At 66.5% G+C, this 20212-nt stretch carries 19 protein-coding genes and 1 other RNA gene; 5 read left to right on the top strand and 15 right to left on the bottom strand.

The features are described 5' to 3' along the window. Positions 1-191: 191 nt before the first annotated feature. From bpln_RS04505 to gyrA, 15 genes are all read right to left on the bottom strand, one after another. Positions 192-527, bottom strand: a complete 336-nt coding sequence (locus bpln_RS04505; protein WP_042624169.1) for a ComEA family DNA-binding protein — start codon at positions 525-527, stop codon at positions 192-194. A 74-nt stretch (positions 528-601) separates the two neighbouring features. Beyond that, entirely contained in the window at positions 602-1594 is a 993-nt protein-coding gene (gene rfaD / locus bpln_RS04500) for an ADP-glyceromanno-heptose 6-epimerase (protein WP_055138177.1), read from the bottom strand. Between the two features lie 54 nt (positions 1595-1648). After that, on the bottom strand, positions 1649-2629 hold the full coding sequence (rfaE1, locus tag bpln_RS04495) for a D-glycero-beta-D-manno-heptose-7-phosphate kinase (RefSeq protein WP_055138176.1): 981 nt from the start codon (positions 2627-2629) through the stop codon (positions 1649-1651). Beyond that, complete coding sequence (locus bpln_RS04490) at positions 2598-3998, bottom strand: UDP-glucose dehydrogenase family protein (RefSeq protein WP_042624167.1); 1401 nt, start codon at positions 3996-3998, stop codon at positions 2598-2600. The genes rfaE1 and bpln_RS04490 overlap by 32 nt, the downstream gene beginning before the upstream one ends. 72 nt (positions 3999-4070) lie before the next feature. Beyond that, positions 4071-5243: a lipopolysaccharide assembly protein LapB gene (gene lapB / locus bpln_RS04485; RefSeq protein ID WP_042624166.1), complete on the bottom strand. Its 1173-nt coding sequence runs from the start codon at positions 5241-5243 to the stop codon at positions 4071-4073. Positions 5244-5295: 52 nt separating this feature from the next. After that, a complete protein-coding gene (locus bpln_RS04480) occupies positions 5296-5589 on the bottom strand; it encodes a lipopolysaccharide assembly protein LapA domain-containing protein (RefSeq protein ID WP_042624165.1) in 294 nt (97 codons plus the stop codon). A gap of 263 nt (positions 5590-5852) precedes the next feature. After that, on the bottom strand, positions 5853-6179 hold the full coding sequence (locus tag bpln_RS04475) for an integration host factor subunit beta (RefSeq protein ID WP_012734952.1): 327 nt from the start codon (positions 6177-6179) through the stop codon (positions 5853-5855). Positions 6180-6201: 22 nt separating this feature from the next. After that, positions 6202-7932, bottom strand: a complete 1731-nt coding sequence (gene rpsA / locus bpln_RS04470; protein WP_307838135.1) for a 30S ribosomal protein S1 — start codon at positions 7930-7932, stop codon at positions 6202-6204. 196 nt (positions 7933-8128) lie between these two features. After that, entirely contained in the window at positions 8129-8815 is a 687-nt protein-coding gene (gene cmk, locus bpln_RS04465) for a (d)CMP kinase (RefSeq protein ID WP_042624164.1), read from the bottom strand. Between the two features lie 13 nt (positions 8816-8828). Beyond that, entirely contained in the window at positions 8829-10130 is a 1302-nt protein-coding gene (gene aroA, locus bpln_RS04460) for a 3-phosphoshikimate 1-carboxyvinyltransferase (RefSeq protein ID WP_042624163.1), read from the bottom strand. Positions 10131-10140: 10 nt separating this feature from the next. After that, positions 10141-11067 carry a prephenate dehydrogenase gene (locus bpln_RS04455; protein WP_055138175.1) on the bottom strand — a complete coding sequence of 309 codons (927 nt, stop codon included), beginning with the start codon at positions 11065-11067 and terminating at the stop codon, positions 10141-10143. Between the two features lie 102 nt (positions 11068-11169). After that, complete coding sequence (gene pheA / locus bpln_RS04450) at positions 11170-12252, bottom strand: prephenate dehydratase (protein ID WP_055139440.1); 1083 nt, start codon at positions 12250-12252, stop codon at positions 11170-11172. A 34-nt stretch (positions 12253-12286) separates the two neighbouring features. Further along, positions 12287-13369 carry a 3-phosphoserine/phosphohydroxythreonine transaminase gene (gene serC / locus bpln_RS04445; protein WP_042624161.1) on the bottom strand — a complete coding sequence of 361 codons (1083 nt, stop codon included), beginning with the start codon at positions 13367-13369 and terminating at the stop codon, positions 12287-12289. 159 nt (positions 13370-13528) lie between these two features. Beyond that, complete coding sequence (locus bpln_RS04440) at positions 13529-14128, bottom strand: DUF2059 domain-containing protein (protein ID WP_042626435.1); 600 nt, start codon at positions 14126-14128, stop codon at positions 13529-13531. Between the two features lie 93 nt (positions 14129-14221). After that, a complete protein-coding gene (gene gyrA / locus bpln_RS04435; protein ID WP_042624160.1) occupies positions 14222-16831 on the bottom strand; it encodes a DNA gyrase subunit A in 2610 nt (869 codons plus the stop codon). A gap of 296 nt (positions 16832-17127) precedes the next feature. Between gyrA and bpln_RS35060 the strand changes: the two genes are divergently transcribed. The 5 genes from bpln_RS35060 to ssrA all read left to right on the top strand — a co-directional run bounded on the left by bpln_RS35060 (position 17128) and on the right by ssrA (position 20129). Continuing rightward, positions 17128-17436 carry a hypothetical protein gene (locus bpln_RS35060; RefSeq protein ID WP_148653933.1) on the top strand — a complete coding sequence of 103 codons (309 nt, stop codon included), beginning with the start codon at positions 17128-17130 and terminating at the stop codon, positions 17434-17436. A 61-nt stretch (positions 17437-17497) separates the two neighbouring features. Next, positions 17498-18154, top strand: coding sequence for an outer membrane protein OmpA (ompA, locus tag bpln_RS04430; protein WP_025100608.1), 657 nt, complete (start codon positions 17498-17500; stop codon positions 18152-18154). A 160-nt stretch (positions 18155-18314) separates the two neighbouring features. After that, entirely contained in the window at positions 18315-19013 is a 699-nt protein-coding gene (ubiG, locus tag bpln_RS04425) for a bifunctional 2-polyprenyl-6-hydroxyphenol methylase/3-demethylubiquinol 3-O-methyltransferase UbiG (protein ID WP_055138174.1), read from the top strand. A 17-nt stretch (positions 19014-19030) separates the two neighbouring features. After that, entirely contained in the window at positions 19031-19747 is a 717-nt protein-coding gene (gph, locus tag bpln_RS04420; protein WP_055138173.1) for a phosphoglycolate phosphatase, read from the top strand. A 12-nt stretch (positions 19748-19759) separates the two neighbouring features. After that, positions 19760-20129: a transfer-messenger RNA gene (gene ssrA / locus bpln_RS33345) on the top strand. The last annotated feature ends 83 nt before the right edge of the window (positions 20130-20212 follow it).

Genomic DNA, 20212 nt, shown 5'->3' with positions numbered 1-20212 from the left:
CGCCGGGAATGTCCCTGTCCGCGTCTCGGTCGTTGGCCGCAATCGTTTCTCATGGTCATTCATCGCGCGCCGCGCTCGCGCCTCACGTAAAAAAACCCGCAGCAACGCTGCGGGACACCGTCGAACCAGGACGGCTGAAGGAGTTGCTCCGAGGCATGCCGCACCGCGCGCCTGTCGCGCGCGGTGCGGCATCACTTGCGCGCAGCCTTGTTCGGCGCGGCAGCACCTCGCGCGGCGGGCGCCGCCGGGGTCTTGGCCGGGGTCTTGGCCGGGCCGACCGTGAGGCCCTCGGACACCAGCCGGTCGACCGATTTCGGACCGATGCCCTTCACGCGCCGCGCGAGGTCGGCGGTATCCTTGAACGGGCCGTGCGCGTTGCGCTCGTCGACGATCGCCTGCGCCTTCGCGGCGCCGATGCCCTTGATGCCACGCAGCGCGTCGCTGTTCGCCTGATTGACGTCGACGGCGGCCCACGCCTGCGCAAGCCCCGCGAACCACATCGCCACCACCAGAATCTTCTTCAGCATCGGGATCTCCCATCAGGAAAAACGGCCGGCGGCTGCCGACCGTGAGACCCAGTGTAGGGACGATGCCGCGTGGCTTACAGCTGGCCGAACAGCCAACGCACGTAGCGGTCGACGCCTTCCTGAACGGTCAGGAACGGCGCGTCGTAGCCGGCCGCGCGCAGCTTCGACTGGTCGGCCTGCGTGAAGCACTGGTACTTGCCGCGCAGCGCGTCGGGGAACGGCACGTACTCGATGAGCCCCTGCCGGACCTGCTCGTCGAGCGTGAGCGGCGGCTCGCCGCCGAGCGCGCGCAGCGTGTTGACGACCGAGGTCGCGATGTCGTTGAACGGCTGGGCGCGTCCGGTGCCGAGGTTGAAGATGCCCGACTTCTCGGGATGGTCGAAGAAGAACAGGTTGACCTTCACCACGTCCTCGACCGACACGAAGTCGCGCGTCTGCTCGCCGGCGCCATAGCCGTTGTACTCGCCGAACAGCTTGACCTTGCCCTCGGCACGGAACTGGTTGAAGTTGTGGAACGCCACCGACGCCATGCGGCCCTTGTGCGTCTCGCGCGCGCCGTAGACGTTGAAGTAGCGGAAGCCCGCGATCTGGCTTTGCGCCTGCGGCAGCACGCGGCGGATCACCTGGTCGAACAGGAATTTCGAATAGCCGTAGACATTGAGCGGTGCCTCCACCTCGCGGACCTCGACGAAGCGCGTCGAGCCGCCGTAGATCGCCGCCGACGACGCGTAGAGGAACTGCGTGCCGTTCGCGAGGCAGGTGTCGAGCACTGCGCGGCTGTAGCGGAAGTTGTTGTCCATCATGTAGCGGCCGTCGGTTTCCATCGTGTCCGAGCAGGCGCCCTCGTGGAACACGGCACGCACCTTGCCGAAATCGCCGCGCGCGAAGCGCTCGACGAACTCGGTCTTGTCGAGGTAGTCGTCGATCTCGCAATCGACGAGGTTCTTGAACTTGTCCGCGCGGGTCAGGTTGTCGACCGCGATGATGCGCGTCTCGCCTCGCTCGTTAAGCGCCTTCACGAGATTCGCGCCGATGAAGCCGGCCGCGCCGGTGACGATGAGAGTCATGATCGTCCTGCTGTCAGAAGGATGAATAAGTCGCGCGGCGCGCCCGGGCGCCGCTCAATGGAACAGTTCGTCGTATTCGACGGTGGCCGTGCCGAGCTTGCCGACCACGATGCCGGCCGCGCGGTTCGCGAGCATCACGGCCTCGTCGAGCGACATCCCGGCGCCGAGCATCGCGGCCACGGTCGCGATCACGGTGTCGCCCGCGCCCGACACGTCGAACACCTCGCGCGCGAGCGCTGCCACGTTCAGCTCGCCCGCGTCGGAGAACAGCGTCATGCCCTCCTCCGAGCGCGTCAGCAACAGCGCATCGAGCGCGAGCTGCGCACGCAGGTCGGCCACGCGCGCGCGCAGCTCGTCCTCGGAGCGCCACTGGCCGATCACCTCGCGCAGCTCGGCGCGGTTCGGCGTGATCAGCGAGGCGCCGCGGTAGCGCGCCCAGTCGGCGCCCTTCGGGTCGACCAGCACCGGCAGCCCGGCCGCGCGCGCGGTTGCGATCATGGTCGTGACGTGCGTGAGGCCGCCCTTTGCGTAATCGGACATCAGCACCACGCCATACGTGGGCAGCAGCGTCTCGAAGCGCGCCAGGCCGGCCAGCAGCACTTCATGCTGCGGCGACGCCTCGAAGTCCACGCGCAGCAGCTGCTGCTGCTGCGCGAGCACGCGCAGCTTGATGGTGGTCGGCAGCAGCGCGTCGCGTTCGAGATGCGTCTCGACGCGGCTCTCGCCGAGCAGTTCGACGATACGCTCGCCCGGCTCGTCGGTGCCCACCACGCAGAGCAGCCCCGCGTTCGCGCCGAGCGTCACGATGTTGCGCGCGACGTTCGCGGCACCGCCGAGCCGCTCCTCCTGGCGCTGCACGTGGACGACCGGCACCGGCGCCTCGGGCGAGATGCGGTTGACGTTGCCGAACCAGTAGCGATCGAGCATCACGTCGCCGACCACCAGCACGCGCGAGGCCGCGAGGCGCTCGCGCGCAACCGATGCGGGCACGGCGGCCGCGGGCTCAGCCGCGCGCGGAGGATTGAGCGGCGACATGCGGGCGTCCGATGGCGTAGTAGTCGATCCCGAGTTCGGCCATCGCGTCGGGTTCGTAGAGATTGCGGCCGTCGAAGATCACCGGCGCGTTCAGCACCGACTTCAGATGCGTGAAGTCCGGGCTCTTGAATTCCTTCCATTCGGTGACGACGACGAGCGCGTCGGCGCCCGTCACCGCCTCCTCCTTGGTGGCGACGAACGTGAGGCCCGCGCCGGCCGCCGGCTGGTCGGCCAGGTCCAGCGCGAACACGCGGCGCGCCTCGTCGATCGCGACCGGATCATAGGCGCGCACCGAGGCGCCGCGCGCGAGCAGCGAGGCGATCAGCGTGCGGCTCGGTGCCTCGCGCATGTCGTCGGTGTTCGGCTTGAACGCGAGGCCCCAGACCGCGAACGTGCGGCCCGACAGGTCGGCGCCGTAGCGCGCGTCGATCTTCGCGAGCAGCACGCTCTTCTGCGCATGATTGACGGCCTCGACCGCATCGAGGATGCGCAGCGGCTGGCCGTTCTCGGCCGCGGTGCGGATCAGCGCCTGCACGTCCTTCGGGAAGCACGAGCCGCCGTAGCCAACGCCGGCGTAGAGGAAGTGATAGCCGATGCGCGGATCGGAACCGATGCCGCGGCGCACCGCCTCGATGTCGGCGCCCACGCGCTCGGCCAGGTTCGACAGCTCGTTCATGAACGAGATGCGCGTGGCCAGCATCGCGTTGGCCGCGTACTTGGTGAATTCGGCCGAACGCACATCCATGTAGAGGGTGCGCTCGTGGTTGCGGTTGAACGGCGCGTAGAGCTTCTTCATCTTCTCGCGCGCGATCGCGCCGGCCGCGTCGTCGTCGACGCCGATGATGATCCGGTCGGGCCGCATGAAATCGTCGACGGCCGCGCCTTCCTTCAGGAACTCGGGATTCGAGACCACCGAGAAGCGGTGCGCGTCGCTGCCGGCCAGGCCGCGCGCGGCGAGCGCCTCGGCCACCACGCCCAGCACGCGCTGCGCGGTGCCGACCGGCACCGTCGACTTGTCGACGATCACCTTGGTGCCGGTCATGTAGCGGCCGATGTTGCGGGCCGCTTCGAGCACGTATTGCAGGTCCGCGGAACCATCCTCGTCGGGCGGCGTGCCGACCGCGATGAACTGGATCTCACCGTGCGCGACGCTGGCCTCGACGTCGGTCGAGAACGTGATGCGTCCCGCCGCGCGCGTGCGCGCGATGATCTCCTGCAGGCCGGGCTCGTGGATCGGAATCCCGCCGTTGTTGAGGATCTCGATCTTGCGCGGATCGACGTCGAGGCAGAACACGTCGTGGCCGATTTCCGCGAGGCAGGCGCCGGTGACGAGACCGACATAGCCGGTGCCGATGATGGTGATTTTCATAGGTTTCCCGGTGATTCGTTCCGGAGGTTAAGCATGATTCTGCGCCGTGTTCGTGACGAAGCGTCGTGGCGCCTAGTTCGGCACGCCGGCCTCGACGCGCCGTGGCGCGTAGGTCTCCCAGCCGCTGCAGCCCGGGCATTGCCAGTAGAACAGGCGGGCGCGGAAACCGCAGTCGTGGCAGGTGTAGCGCGGCAGGTTCTTGGTGCGCTGCTTCACCAGCGCGCGCATCATTTCCAGTTCGGCGCGGCGCGGCTCGTCGGCCGCCGCGATCTGCGCCTCGAGCAGGTGCAGCATGCCGGACAGGTTCGGCGCCTTCTGCATCTGGGTGCGCGCGAGCGCATGCGCCGACTCGGTGCCGCGCAGCTCGGAAACGTACTGGAACACGATGTCGAGCAGGTCGTTCGACGGATAGCGGTCGGCATAGCCGGTCAGCAGTTCGGCGCCTTCCGGACCGCGGCCGAGCGCGAGATACGACTTCATCAGTTTCTCGGCGACGAGCGGCAGATAGGCCGCGTTCTGCTGCTCGACGCGGCGCCAGTGCGCGATCGCCGCGTCGTGGTCGCCGGCCGCCGCGGCCGCGTCGCCGGACAGGATGGTCGCGCGCACGTTTTGCGGATTCACCGCGAGCGCATCGCGCAGCTGGGCCGCGGCCGCCTCGGCGTTTTTCTTCGCGAGCGCGTCCTGGGCCAGCTCGCAATGGAACTGGGCGATCTCGATGGCGAGCGGGCCGCCGTCCATCGCCTCGATCTTGCGTGCCGTCACGATCGACTTGTTCCAGTCCTTCTCGATGCCATAGATCGTCAGCAGCGCTCGCTGCGCGCCAAGCGCGTAGTCGCCGTCGGCGAGCAGGTGGAACGATTCTTCGGCGCGGTCGAGCAGGCCGGCCTTGAGGAAATCCTGGCCGAGCTCGTAGAGCGCGTGGTCGCGCTCGTTGACCGGCAGGTCGTCGCGGTTCAGCAGGTTCTGATGCACGCGGATCGCACGGTCGGTTTCACCGCGCCGGCGAAACAGGTTGCCGAGCGCGAAATGCAGCTCGACCGTTTCGGGGTCGAGCTTGGCGACCTCGATGAACGCGTCGATCGCCTTGTCCGGCTGCTCGTTGAGCAGGAAATTGAGGCCGCGGAAATACGAACGCGGCAGGGTCGCGCTTTCGGACAGCAGCTTGTTGAGGTCGTAGCGCGCCGCCACCCATCCGCATGCGAACGCAACGGGTATGGCCAGCAGCCACCAGAAATCCAGATCCATGCGTGATATCGAAGCAAGGTCGGGGCCGCCTGCGAGGCGGCGCCGACGAACGTTAAATGACGGGCGGCATCGGCGGCTGATCGATCACCACCGGGGTTTCGCGCGCCGAGCGCAGGTCGCGCTTCAGGCGCCCGTTCTCGAGGCGCATCCGCAGCACGGCGGGCAGCGCGGACAGCAGGCCGGCGAGCAGCCCGACACCGAAGAACGCGAGGCCGATCAGGATCAGCGGCGCCTGCCAGTTGTAGCCGGCGAGGAAGTTCAGCGTCGCGGGTTGCGTATTGGCGAGCGCCAGTACGAGCAGCAGGACGAACACCAGTACCCGGATCAGCCAGACGACGAATTTCATTGAGCCCTCCTGTCGAACTTGTTGCACGGCCGAGGTTTCCCGTTCGCCGCGCTTGAAGTGCCCGTATTGTAAAGGATGCGTTTCACGATCCGTGCAACCGATCGCAGCCGGTGCCGCTTCAATCGTTGCAGCCGCTCAAGGCCGGCGCGGCACGGCCACCCTGCCCCGCCGGCGCGGCACCGATCGCGCGAGCAATAAAAAAGCGCCCGCTAGGGGCGCTTTTCACAGCCATGCCGGCAGGCAGGCTTCGGGCGGCGTGACGCTTACTGATCGTCGTCGCCGCCGCTGTCGTGCTTCAACGGCTCGCCAGCGCGGCCATCGACGCGTTCGCGCAATTCCTTGCCGGGCTTGAAGTGCGGTACGTACTTCTCGGGTACCTGTACCTTCTCGCCCGATTTCGGATTGCGGCCCACGCGGGCCGGACGGCGGTTGAGACCGAAGCTTCCGAAGCCGCGGATCTCGATGCGATGCCCCTTGGACAACGCATCCGACATCGCATCGAGCATCGTTTTCACCGCGAAATCCGCATCCTTGAGGACAAGTTGCGGAAATCGCGTTGCCAACTGGGCGACCAACTCGGATTTGGTCATACTTCAGCAGACCTCGCGAGGCTTACTGGTTCTGGCCGTCGAGCTTTGCCTTCAGCAGCGCGCCGAGGTTCGTCGTGCCGCTGGCAGCCGAGCTGTTGTCCGACTGCAGGCCACGGATCGCCTCTTGCTGCTCGGCCGAATCCTTCGCCTTGATCGACAGGTTGATGCCGCGCGACTTGCGATCGATGTTGATCACCATCGCGTTGACCTTGTCGCCTTCCTTCAGCACGTTGCGAGCGTCTTCGACGCGATCCTGCGAGATTTCCGACGCGCGCAGGTAGCCTTCGACATCGCCCGTCAGCGTGACGACGGCGCCCTTCGCATCGACCGTCTTCACGACGCCGTCGACGATCGAGCCCTTGTCGTTCATCGCGACGTAGTTGCTGAACGGATCGCCTTCGAGCTGCTTGATGCCCAGCGAGATGCGTTCCTTCTCGACGTCGATGCCGAGCACGATTGCCTCGACTTCGTCGCCCTTCTTGTACTTGCGAACGGCTTCCTCGCCCGACTCGCTCCACGACAGGTCCGACAGGTGGACCAGGCCGTCGATGCCGCCCGGCAGACCGATGAACACGCCGAAGTCGGTGATCGACTTGATCGCGCCCGTGATCTTGTCGCCCTTCTTGAAGTTGCGGCTGAAGTCATCCCACGGATTCGGCTTGCACTGCTTCATGCCGAGGCTGATCCGACGGCGGTCTTCGTCGATCTCAAGGACCATGACTTCGACTTCGTCGCCGAGCTGCACAACCTTCGACGGGGCGACGTTCTTGTTGGTCCAGTCCATTTCCGACACGTGGACCAGGCCTTCGATGCCCGATTCCACTTCGACGAACGCGCCGTAGTCGGTGATGTTGGTGACCTTGCCGAACAGGCGCGTGCCCGACGGGTAGCGGCGCGAGATGCCTTCCCACGGATCGTCGCCGAGCTGCTTGATGCCGAGCGAGACGCGGTTCTTTTCCTGGTCGAACTTGAGGATCTTCGCGGTGACTTCCTGGCCGACCGAGAGGACTTCGCTCGGGTGACGCACGCGACGCCATGCGATGTCGGTGATGTGCAGCAGGCCGTCGATGCCGCCGAGGTCCACGAACGCGCCGTAGTCGGTGATGTTCTTGACCACGCCGTTGACGATCGCGCCTTCCTTCAGCGTCTCGAGCAGCTTCGCGCGCTCTTCGCCCTGGGTCGCTTCGATGACGGCACGGCGCGACAGCACGACGTTATTGCGCTTGCGGTCGAGCTTGATGACGCGGAACTCGAGCGTCTTGCCTTCATACGGGGTCGTGTCCTTGACAGGACGCGTATCGACGAGCGAACCCGGCAGGAATGCGCGGATGCCGTTCACCATCACGGTCATGCCGCCCTTCACCTTGCCCGTGATGGTGCCGGTGACGAGTTCGTTGTTGTCGAGTGCCTTTTCCAGCGACAGCCACGAAGCCAGACGCTTCGCCTTGTCGCGCGACAGGATCGTGTCGCCATAGCCGTTTTCCAGCGCGTCGATCGCGACGGAAACGAAATCGCCCGACTGAACCTCAACCTCGCCCTGATCGTTCAGGAATTCCTCGATGGGAATGTAGGCCTCGGACTTCAGGCCCGCGTTGACGACCACGAAGTTGTGGTCGACACGCACGACTTCGGCGGAGATCACTTCGCCGGCGCGCATGTCTTGGCGGGTCAGCGACTCTTCGAACAGAGCCGCAAAGGATTCGGTATTCGGGGTGGAGGTTTGCAGGTCGGACATAAAAATCGGATTGTGCATGGTGCCGCGCCACGCTCGCGCCATCTGGCCGAGCTTGCCGGTGCGAACGCCACACGGGGTTAAGGGTTGAAACAAGCTTCGAGACCGGCCCATGCCGATGGCCCGAAGCACCTACCGCGACTGCTGGTTACTGCCTGCTGCATGACTGCCGGAGTGTTGCTTTACTGCCACTTCGGTGCCGCGACGGCTGATGCCGTCAGGCGGATGGCGCCGACTCCCGGTACCACGCCTGCACCTGCTCGACCGCTTGTTCGATCGACAGGCCGGACGTGTCCAGCAGCTTCGCATCCGCCGCGGGCTTGAGCGGCGCGGCCGCGCGGTTGCTGTCTCGCGCATCCCGCTCACGCAAATCCCGGAGCAAGTCATCCATATTAGCAGAAAAACCTTTTTGCATCAATTGCTTATGCCGCCGGGCGGCGCGAGCCTCGACGCTGGCCGTCAGGAACACCTTGAGGCCCGCATCGGGAAAGATCACGGTGCCCATGTCGCGACCGTCCGCGACCAGGCCCGGGGTCTTGCGGAAGGCCCGCTGGCGCGCCACCAGCGCGGCGCGCACGCCGGCGTGGACCGCGATCGCCGAGGCGCGGTTGCCCACCGCCTCGGCGCGGATCTGGTCCGAGACGTCCACGCCGTCGAGCTGCGCGCAGCCCTCGCGGAACGTGATGTGGAGATCGTCGACCAGCTTCGCCAGCCCCGCCTCGTCGTCGGGCTCGATCCCGTAGCGCACGCTCGCGAGGGCCGCGAGCCGGTACAACGCGCCGCTGTCGAGCAGGTGAAAGCCGAGGTGTGCCGCCACGAGCGCGGCGACCGTGCCCTTGCCGGACGCGGTCGGACCGTCGATCGTGATGACGGGGGTCGGGTGGAATGGTCGAGTCGATTTCATCGGAACAAACGGGTCAGCGCTGCGCGAGCGCGGTAAAACGGTCGAAATAATCGGGGAAGGTCTTGGCGACGCACTTCGGATCGTTGATCCGCACCGGCACGCCGCCGAGACTCACGAGCGAGAAGCACATCGCCATGCGGTGATCGTCGTAGGTGTCGATCGCGGCGTTCGGCACGAGCTTCGCCGGCGGCGTGACGACGAGATAGTCGGCCCCCTCCTCGACGGTCGCGCCGACCTTGCGCAGCTCGGCGGCCATCGCGGCGATCCGGTCGGTTTCCTTGACGCGCCAGCTCGCGATGTTGCGCAGCGTGCTGGTGCCCTCGGCGAACAGCGCGGCCACCGCAATAGTCATCGCCGCGTCGGGGATCAGGTTGAAGTCCATGTCGATCGGCTCGAGCTTGCCGTGGTCGTGGCCGATGCCGCGCACCTCGATCCAGTCGTCGCCCATCGAGACGTTCGCGCCCATCTGCATCAGCGCGTTGGCAAAGCCGACGTCGCCCTGGATGCTGGCGCGGCCCACGCCCTCGATGCGCAGCGGGCCGCCGCCGAGCGCGCCGGCCGCGAGGAAGTACGACGCCGACGACGCATCGCCCTCCACCATGATCGTGCCCGGCGACTGGTAGCGCGCCGCCGGCACGCTGAAGCGCTGCCAGCCGTCGCGCTCGACCGTCACGCCGAAGCGCGCCATCAGCTTGATCGTGATCTCGATGTAGGGCTTCGAGATCAGCTCGCCGTCGATCTCGACCACGCTCGCGTCGCCCTTCTTGCCGACCAGCGGCAGCGTCATCAGCAGCGCGGTCAGGAACTGGCTCGATACGTCACCACGCACGCGGATCGGCGCATCGACGGCGATCGTGCCGGCCCGGATCCGCAGCGGCGGATAGCCCTCGTTCTGCTCGTAGTCGATCACGGCGCCGATCTGGCGCAGGCCATCGACGAGGTCGCCGATCGGCCGTTCGTGCATGCGCGGCACGCCGTGGACGCGGTAGTCGCCGCCGTTGACGGCCAGCGCGGCCGTGAGCGGGCGCACCGCGGTGCCGGCGTTGCCGAGGAACAGGTCGGCCGTCTTCGCCGGAAACGCGCCGCGTGTGCCGTTCACGACGCAGGTATCGGCATGGCGTTCGAGCCGCACGCCGAGCGCTTCGAGCGCGGCCAGCATCACGCGCGTGTCGTCGGAGTCGAGCAGATTGGTGATCGTCGTCACGCCCTCGGACAGCGCGGCGAGCAGCAGCACGCGGTTCGAGATGCTCTTGGACCCGGGTAGACGCACCGTGCCCGACGCATGGGAGTAGGGACCGACATCGAGGAATTCCATAAAGATCCTGTTATGACTGAACGGAACCGGGCGCGGCTTTCCCGCCGCGCTCCTGCCAGGCCGTGCGCGCGACGCGCGAACGGGTGAAGACTGCCTCGAGCGCGGCGGCGTCGCCCGCCTCGATTGCCGCGCGCAAGCGCGCGAGCACCTGGGTGTAGGCGTCGAGCTCGTCGAGCAGCGCCTCGCGGTTCGCCACGCAGACGTCGCGCCACATTTCCGGGCTCGACGCGGCGATCCGCGTGAAATCGCGGAAACCGCCTGCCGCGAACGAAAATTTCAGCTCCGCGTCGGCTTCGCCGAGAATCTGCTCGACCAGCGCGAACGACAGCACGTGCGGCAGATGGCTGACAGCGGCGAACACACGGTCGTGCTGCGCGGGCCTCATCTCGCGCACCACCGCGCCAGTGGCGCGCCACATCGCGGCGACGCGCTCGACCGCGGCCGGCGCGTTCTCGGGCAGCGCGCAGAGCACCACGTTGCGGCCGACGTAGAGATCGGGCAGCGCGGCCTCGACGCCGCTCGCCTCGCGGCCCGCGATCGGATGGGCCGGCACGAACTGCGCGATGCGCTCGCCGAGCGCCGCGCGCGCGGCCGCGACCACGTCGGATTTGGTGCTGCCCGCGTCGGTCACGATCGTCGCCGCGTCGAGCAGCGGCGCGATCCGTTCGAGCAGCGGCCCGGTCTGCGCGACCGGCACGGCGAGCAGCACCAGGTCGGCCCCCGCCAGCGCCTCGCGCAGCTGCGCGTCGTCGTCGAGCGCGGCGATCGCGTCGACCACGCCGAGTTCACGCGCGCGCTCGACCGAGGCCGGCGAACGCCCCACGCCTATCACGCTGCCGGCCTGCCCGGTATCGCGCTCGCGCAACGCGCGCGCGAGCGAGCCGCCGATCAGGCCGACGCCGAAAATCACCAGTTTGTTGAACGAGAAATCAGACACGGCAGCCGCCTGTTAGCCGGGTCGGGCGCGCGGCAACGGCCCGCGTCCGACACGATGGAACCACTCGCCCCCGGCACCGGGCCGGCGGATCGTCGACAAGCCTCACCGGGCGCGCGGATACGAACCGAGAATCTTCAGGAACGCGGCCTTCGCGCCGAGCTCCGCGAGCGCCGCCGCGACCTGCGCTTCGTCGCGATGCCCTTCGATGTCGATATAGAAGTAATACTCCCAGGTGCCCACGCGCGCCGGGCGCGATTCGAAACGCGTCATCGACACGCCGTGCCGCGCGAGCGGTTCGAGCAGCTTGAACACCGCGCCCGGCTCGTTCTTCACCGAGACGATCAGCGAGGTCTGGTCGTGGCCGCTCGCGCCGGTCGGCGCCTTGCCGATCACGACGAAGCGCGTGCGGTTGTGCGGATCGTCCTGGATCATCGCGTGCGCGACCGGCAGCCCGTAGTGGGCGGCCGCGCGGTCGCCCGCGATCGCCGCGACGCTCGGGTCGCCGGCCGCGAGCCGCGCCGCCTCGGCGTTGCTCGCCACCGCCTGCCGTTCGAGCTGCGGCGCGTTGGCCGACAACCAGCGCTGGCACTGCGCGAGCGCCTGCGGATGCGCGCAGACGCGCGTCACGCCCTTGAGCGAGCCCGAGCGCGTCAGCAGGTTGTGATGAATCGGCAGCGACAGCTCGCCGCCGATCAGCAGCTGCGTATGCAGCAGCAGGTCGAGCGTGCGCGACACCGCGCCTTCCGACGAGTTCTCGACCGGCACGATGCCGAATTCGGACGCGCCGGCCTCGACGCCACGAAACACCTCGTCGATCGACGGGCACGGCAGCCCCTCGATCGACTGACCGAAATACTCGAACATCGCCTGTTCGCTGTAGGTGCCGACCGGCCCCAGGAACGAGACGTGGATCGTCTTCTCGAGCGCGCGGCTCGCGGCCATGATCTCGCGCCAGATGGCGTTGATGTGCCCGCTGACGAGCGGGCCGTCGCTCATCGCCTGCAGCCGCGCGATCACCTGCTGCTCGCGCTCGGGCCGGAACACCGGCGCGTTGAATTCCTTCTTGACTTCGCCGACCTCGAGCGCGATCGCCGCGCGCTGGTTCAGCAGCGCGATCAACTGCGCATCGATCGCGTCGATGCGCTCGCGCAGCGGTTTGAGTCGGGAATTGAGTTCGTCGTCCATGCTGGTTTGCCGTGCTTTGATGAGCGCGCCGCCGTCAGGCATGCGCGCGCTCGAATTCCTTCATGTACTCGACGAGCGCCTTCACGCCCGCGAGCGGCACCGCGTTGTAGATCGACGCCCGCATGCCGCCGACGGACTTGTGGCCCTTCAGCTGCAGCAGCCCGCGCGCTTTCGCACCGGCAAGGAAGTCTTCGTTGCGCGTTTCGTCGGCCAGGAAGAACGGCACGTTCATGCGCGAACGCGACGCTTTCTCGACCTTGTTGATATAGAAGCTGCTCGAATCGATCGCGTCGTAGAGCAGCGCCGCCTTCTCGGCGTTGCGCGCCGCGATCGCGGTCAGGCCGCCCTGCGCCTTCAGCCACTTGAACACGAGGCCGGCGATGTAGATCGCGTACGTCGGCGGCGTGTTGTACATCGAATTGTTCGCGGCGACCGTCTTCCACTCGAATGCGGACGGGCAGATCGGCAGCGCCCGGTCGAGCAGGTCTTCGCGCACCACCACCAGCGTCACGCCCGCCATCCCGATGTTCTTCTGCGCGCCGCCGAACAGCGCACCATATTTGGTGACGTCGATCGGGCGCGACAGGATGTGCGAGGAGACGTCGGCCACGAGCGGCAGGTCGCCGGTATCGGGGATATCGAACGCCTCGACACCGTCGATCGTCTCGTTGGTGCAGAGATGCACGTAGGCCGGATCGGCCGACAGCTGCCATTCGGAGAACGCCGGCACGCGCGTGTAGCCATCCTCGGTACGCCCGCTCGCGGCCAGATGCGGCGTGCAGTATTTCTGCGCTTCCTTGAACGACTTCTGCGACCACGAGCCCGTCACGACGAAATCGGTGGTCTGGCGCGTGCCGAGCAGGTTCATCGGCACGATCGCGTTCTCGGCGATCCCGCCGCCCTGCAGGAACAGCACGCGGTAGTTGTCCGGCACCGCCATCAGTTCGCGCAGGTCGGCCAGGGCGGTTTCGTGGATCGAGGTGAATTCGCGGCCGCGGTGGCTCATCTCCATCACGCTCATGCCGCTGCCGTTCCAGTCGAGCATCTCGTCGGCCGCCTGGCGCAGCACATCCTCGGGCAACGCCGCGGGCCCCGCGGAGAAATTAAACACGCGCATCGTAGAACCTCGGGAGGGACGCGACCGCGCCGGAACGAACCGGGTGCCGCGCCAAAAAAGAAATGGCCGCCTGCGCTTGCGCGCAAACGGCCATTATCGCACCGACGTCCCCGCCCCGCCAAACCGGCGGACTGCACCGGCGTGGGGCAGAACGCGTGCTTACTTGCCGGGCTTGATGGCCGCGACTTCCTTGTCGGCCTGGGCGCGGGTCGCCTGGATCGCTTGCGGCATGTACTTCTGCATCAGGCCGTTCACGACGTCGCGACCGACCTGATCCTGCACCTGGATGAACTTGCGGCCCGTCGGGCTCTTGTAGAACGTCGTCAGATCCTTGATCTCCGACGTGCTGTAGTACTTCGCGTAGGCGTCGTACTGCGCCTGCATCGCGTCGTTCTTGAAGCCTTGCGTGTCGAACACCTTGCCCGAACCGTCAACCAGCTTCTGCACCGCGTTCTTCTGCAGCGTCGGCACGGCCGCCTGCTTCTGTGCGTCGGTCAGCGTCTTGTTTTCCGACAGCGCGTCCGACAGGATCGCCGGCACCAGCTGCTTCGACTGCATTTCCGCGCTGTTCGCGATCGCGCCGACCAGCTTCGGTGCGTCGATGGCGTTCAGCAGGTCGGTGATCGCCGCCTTCTTGTCCGCATCGATCGGCGCCGCAGTGGCCGAAGCAGCCGGTGCCTGATTCGACAGCGACTGCGCCAGCGCGAAAGTCGGCACGATGGCTGCCAGCAGCACCAGTTGCTTGAATTGTTTTTGCATCATCACTCCCTCATGGAAATATGAACGATTGTTGCACCGTCGGGCGCGACCGCTTCAGCGGTTCCCGCCCGACGGCCGGCCGCCGCCGCCCGGTCAGGCGTCGCCGCCCTCCGGTACGTCGTCGGCGTCGACATCGCTGTCCGCGTCCGCCTCCGCAATCTGCTGCAGGCCAGAAAGCTTGGTGCCCTCATCGAGACTGATGAGTGTAACACCTTGCGTTGCGCGGCTCATTTGGCGGATCTCCGACACGCGCGTGCGGATCAGCACGCCCGCGGTCGTGATCAACATGATCTGATCCTCCGGATCGACCAGCGTCGCGGCCACCACGCGGCCGTTGCGCTCCGAGGTCTGGATCGCGATCATGCCCTTCGTGCCGCGCCCGTGGCGCGTGTATTCGGTGATCGGCGTGCGCTTGCCGTAACCGTTCTCGGTCGCGGTCAGCACCGACTGCTCCTCGCCGCCCGCCACCAGCATCGCGATCACCTGTTGACCATCCTCGAGCTGCATGCCGCGCACGCCGCGCGCCTCGCGGCCCATCGGGCGCACGTCGTTCTCGTCGAAGCGTACCGCCTTGCCCGAATCGGAGAACAGCATCACGTCGTGCTCGCCGTCGGTGATCGACGCGCCGATCAGGAAGTCGCCGTCGTCGAGGCCGACCGCGATGATGCCCTTCTTCATCGGACGGCTGAACGCCTCGAGCGGCGTCTTCTTCACGGTGCCGAGCGAGGTCGCCATGAAGATGTACTTGTCGGCCGAGAACTCGCGCACCGGCAGCACGACGTTGATCTTCTCGCCTTCCTGCAGCGGGAACATGTTGACGATCGGCCGGCCGCGCGAGTTGCGCGAGCCCTGCGGCACCTCGTAGACCTTGACCCAGTAGACGCGGCCGCGGTTCGAGAAGCACAGGATGTAGTCGTGCGTGTTGGCGATGAAGAGCGTCTCGATCCAGTCGTCTTCCTTCATCTGCGTGGCCTGCTTGCCTCGCCCGCCGCGCTTCTGCGCACGGTATTCGGACAGCGGCTGCGACTTCACGTAACCGGCATGCGACATGGTCACGACCATGTCCTGCGGCGTGATCAGGTCCTCGGTGTTCAGCTCGGTCGCGTTCAGCTCGATCCTCGAGCGCCGCGCGTCGCCGAACTCGGCCTTCACCGCGGTCAGTTCCTCGGTGATGATGGTCGTGATCCGCTCCGGGCGCGCGAGGATGTCGAGCAGGTCGGCGATCTGCGCCATCACCTCGCGATACTCGCCGATGATCTTGTCCTGCTCGAGGCCGGTCAGGCGCTGCAGACGCATCTGCAGGATTTCCTGGGCCTGCGTCTCGGACAGGTTGTACTCACCGTTGGCCTGCATCCCGAACGCCGGGTTCAGGCCTTCCGGGCGGTACGCCTCGCGGCCGCCCGCCGACGCGTTCTCGGTCTCGGCGCGCGTGAGCATCTCGCGCACCAGCGACGAATCCCACGACTTCGCCATCAGTGCCTGACGTGCGATCGGCGGCGTCGGCGCGGCCTTGATCAACTCGATGAATTCGTCGATGTTGGCGAGCGCGACGGCCAGGCCCTCGAGCACGTGGCCGCGCTCGCGCGCCTTGCGCAGTTCGTAGATCGTGCGCCGCGTCAGCACCTCGCGCCGGTGCGCGAGGAAGCAGACCAGCATCTCCTTCAGATTCAGCAGCTTCGGCTGGCCGTCGACGAGCGCGACCATGTTCATGCCGAACGTATCCTGCAGCTGCGTGGACTTGTAGAGGTTGTTCAGCACGACCTCGGGCACCTCGCCGCGCTTCAGCTCGATCACGACGCGCATGCCGCTCTTGTCGGACTCGTCGCGGATGTCGGAGATGCCTTCGAGCTTCTTCTCGTTGACGAGCTCGGCGATCCGCTCCAGCAGCGAGCGCTTGTTCACCTGGTACGGCAGTTCGTCGACGATGATCGCCATGCGCTGCCCGCGATCGATTTCCTCGAAGTGCGTGGTCGCGCGCATCACGACGCGGCCACGGCCGGTGCGATAGCCGTCGCGCACGCCGGCCACGCCGTAGATGATGCCGGCCGTCGGGAAATCGGGGGCGGGGATGATCTCGATCAGCTCGTCGACCGTCGCTTCCGGATTCGCGAGCAGATGGTGGCAGGCGTCGACGACTTCGGACAGGTTGTGCGGCGGGATGTTGGTCGCCATCCCGACCGCAATGCCCGACGAGCCGTTGATCAGCAGGTTCGGGATCCGCGCCGGGAGGATCGTCGGCTCGTTCTCGCTGCCGTCATAGTTCGGTCCGAAATCGACGGTTTCCTTGTCGATGTCGGCCAGCAGTTCGTGACCGATCTTCGCCATGCGGATTTCGGTGTAGCGCATCGCGGCGGCGTTGTCGCCGTCGACCGAACCGAAGTTGCCCTGACCGTCGACCAGCATGTAGCGCAGCGAGAAGTCCTGCGCCATCCGCACGATCGTGTCGTAGACCGCGCTGTCGCCGTGCGGGTGGTACTTACCGATCACGTCGCCGACGATACGCGCCGACTTCTTGTAGGCCCGGTTCCAGTCGTTGTTCAGTTCGTGCATCGCGAACAGCACGCGCCGATGCACGGGCTTCAGGCCGTCGCGGACATCCGGGAGGGCACGTCCGACGATCACGCTCATCGCGTAATCGAGATACGAACGGCGCATTTCCTCCTCTAGGGAGATGGGCAGGGTCTCTTTGGCGAATTGATCCATGTATCCGTGTCGTTTCGGAGCGAAGACGGGACCGCCTTTCGCGTGAACGCCGTGGTCACGACGCAACGTGCGATTCTATCATGCGGCAAAACCGCGCCAACGCCGTTGGCCCCCTCTATATGTATATAGCGAAGATTGGCCGCAGGGCCGGCACCGCCCGCCCGGGTTGGCTCCGGCGGGCGCCCCGGGCGGGCGGTGCGCGACGCGATGGTCCGGAATCGACCCGGCATCACCCACGGGGTCGTTATGTCACCGCCCCCTTTCAGCCCTCGCTCATCCGCCCCCCATCCGTCGACATGCTGCTGCCATCGTTGCCGTCGATCATCGACGGTTTGCCCACGCGCACCACCCGCCGCCTAGCGCGCGATTGTGTCGGAACCGTGTACGACGAGCAGGATTTTCTTGACATTCCCTCAAACATCCTGCAGGCGATTGTTGCACTGGAACCACAAACGCCGGGGCGTTCTTGGGGTGGGGAGGATTTTTTTTCGTGGCAAGGGAACGATATGGCAAAATGCCGAAGCACTGAAATTCAGCCGCTGCTCTGCCGGAGCGGTGCCGCGTTTTTTGTGCCGCACCAATGTTATACTCCGAGCAATGTATGACTTGTCATCGTCATCAGGCTCGCAGTAAACCTGCGGTAATCTCAATTTCGAGAGGAGAAATATGAATAAATTTTCAAAGCTCGCGTTCATTGCAGCTACCGCAGTTGTGGCTGCATCCGCCTCGGCTCAGTCGGTGCCGGCGTCGCGACAAGCCGTGAATGACAACTGGGTGAATGGCACGGGCGAATACGTGTGGATGAACGGCACGAACGAGCTTTGCTGGCGCGATGCGTTCTGGACGCCGGCAACGGCCAACGCCAAGTGCGACGGCGCGCTGGTCGCGCAAGCACCGGCTCCGACGCCGGTCGCTCCGGTCGCCCCGCCGGCGATCACGAGCCAGAAGATCACGTATCAGGCCGACGCGCTGTTCGACTTCGACAAGGCGACGCTCAAGCCGCTGGGCAAGCAGAAGCTGGACGAGCTGGCTGCCAAGATCCAGGGCATGAACGTCGAAGTCGTGGTCGCTACCGGCTACACCGACCGCATCGGCTCGGACAAGTACAACGACCGTCTGTCGCTGCGCCGTGCGCAAGCCGTCAAGTCGTACCTGGTCAGCAAGGGCGTCGAATCGAGCAAGGTCTACACGGAAGGCAAGGGCAAGCGCAATCCGGTCACGACGGGCTGCAACCAGAAGAACCGCAAGCAACTCATCTCCTGCCTCGCACCGGATCGCCGCGTGGAAGTGGAAGTGGTTGGCACGCAGCAAGTGCAGAAGTAAATGGGTCGGCAGTAACCTCTCGGGTTACCGCAGCCTTGAAGCCCCGCCTCGGCGGGGCTTTTTCATTTCGACGCCTGGCCACCGACCGCCCGGTGGCAGCCGATCCCGCCCGCTTATATACTCGGGGCTCGCTCCATCTCCGCGTTTTCCGCTTGCCGACATGACCAACGCCGACCCGCACGAACTACAGAAATTCAGCGATCTCGCCCACAAGTGGTGGGATCCGAACGCCGAGTTCAAGCCGCTGCACGACCTGAATCCGGTCCGTCTCGGCTGGATCGACGCGCATGCGCACCTGCCCGGCAAGCGCGTGCTCGACATCGGCTGCGGCGGCGGCATCCTGTCCGAGTCGATGGCGGCCCTCGGCGCCCATGTCAAGGGCATCGACCTGTCGACCGAGGCGCTCGGCGTGGCCGACCTGCACAGCCTGGAAAGCGGCGTGACGGTCGACTACGAGGCGATCGCGGCCGAGGCGATCGCCGAGCGCGAGCCGGGCAGCTACGACGTGGTCACCTGCATGGAGATGCTCGAGCACGTGCCGTCGCCTGCCAACATCGTGGCCGCCTGCTCGACGCTCGTGAAGCCGGGCGGCTGGGTGTTCTTCTCGACGCTGAACCGCAACGTGAAGGCGTATCTGCTTGCCGTGATCGGCGCCGAGTACGTCGCGCAGCTGCTGCCGAAGGGCACCCACGACTACGCGCGCTTCATTCGCCCATCCGAGCTCGCCGGCTTCATCCGCGCGACCGACCTGCACGTCGCGGAGATTCGCGGCATCACCTACCACCCGCTGACGAAGCGCTTCGCGCTGTCGAACGACACCGACGTGAACTATCTCGTCGCCTGCCGCCGCCACGCCTGATCCGGATCGCCGCCCGCATGTCCACCTCCCCCGCTCCGCTCGCCGCCGCCGTCGCGGCGCCGTCTCTCGCTGCCTGCGACGCCGTGCTGTTCGACCTCGACGGCACGCTCGCCGACACGGCGCCCGACCTCGCCGGCGCCGTTCACAAGATGCAGCGCGAGCGCGGCCTGCCCGAAACGCCGCTCGACGCGCTACGGCCGCTCGCCTCGGCCGGCGCGCGCGGGCTGCTCGGCGGCGGCTTCGGCATCGCGCCGGGCGCGCCCGAATACGAGGCAATGCGCGTGGAATTTCTCGCCAACTACGCCGCCGCGATCTGCGTGAATACGACGCTGTTTCCCGGGATCGCCGAACTGCTCGACGCGCTCGACGCGCGCGGCGTGCGCTGGGGGATCGTCACGAACAAGGCGACGCGGCTGACCGAACCGCTCGTCGCGCTGCTCGGCCTCGCGCCGCGCGCGGCCAGCATCGTCTGCGGCGACACCACCGCGCACTCGAAGCCGCACCCGGCGCCGCTGCTGCACGCAGCCGACCAGATGGGCATCGCGCCGCAGCGCATCGTCTATGTCGGCGACGATCTGCGCGACATCCAGGCAGGCACCGCCGCCGGCATGGCGACGATCGCCGCCGCCTACGGCTACTGCGGCGACGGCGCGCCGCCCGAGACGTGGCAGGCCCAGCACTTCGCCGCGACCACGGACGCGTTGCACGAGCTTCTGCGCAATGTTGCGCTATAATGTCAGGTCCGTGGGGGCGACCTGGTTTCGACAGGGGTTGCGAAGCGGCTAGGGCATGTCGAGGACCCGTCACCTCGTTAATCAATGGGAAAAACGTAACTGCAAACGACGATACGTTCGCACTGGCAGCCTAACGGCCGCCGTCCTCTGCCTAGTTCACTGACGGGCTAGTGTCGCAAGACCGGTAGCAATACCGCCAGAGGTCATATACGTCAGTTAAGCCCTGCCGGCGCCGCGACGGCAGGGTCGAAAACCTAGCGGATCGCCGTCCCGCAGCGTGTTCGTCCGCGACGTGGCGGTTAAATCAAAAGACTGAACTAAACATGTAGAACTGGTCGTGGACCGCTTCTGGACGCGGGTTCGATTCCCGCCGTCTCCACCACCCAACACCCGAGGCTGTACCGGCATCAACAGGAAACCCGCGACGGCGCAAAGCCCCGCGGGTTTTTTGTTGTCGGCGCCACG

The organism is Burkholderia plantarii (genome assembly GCF_001411805.1).
Lineage (GTDB): Bacteria > Pseudomonadota > Gammaproteobacteria > Burkholderiales > Burkholderiaceae > Burkholderia > Burkholderia plantarii.
Note: the sequence above shows the minus strand (reverse complement) of the source record. Positions and strands in the feature narration are given on the sequence as shown.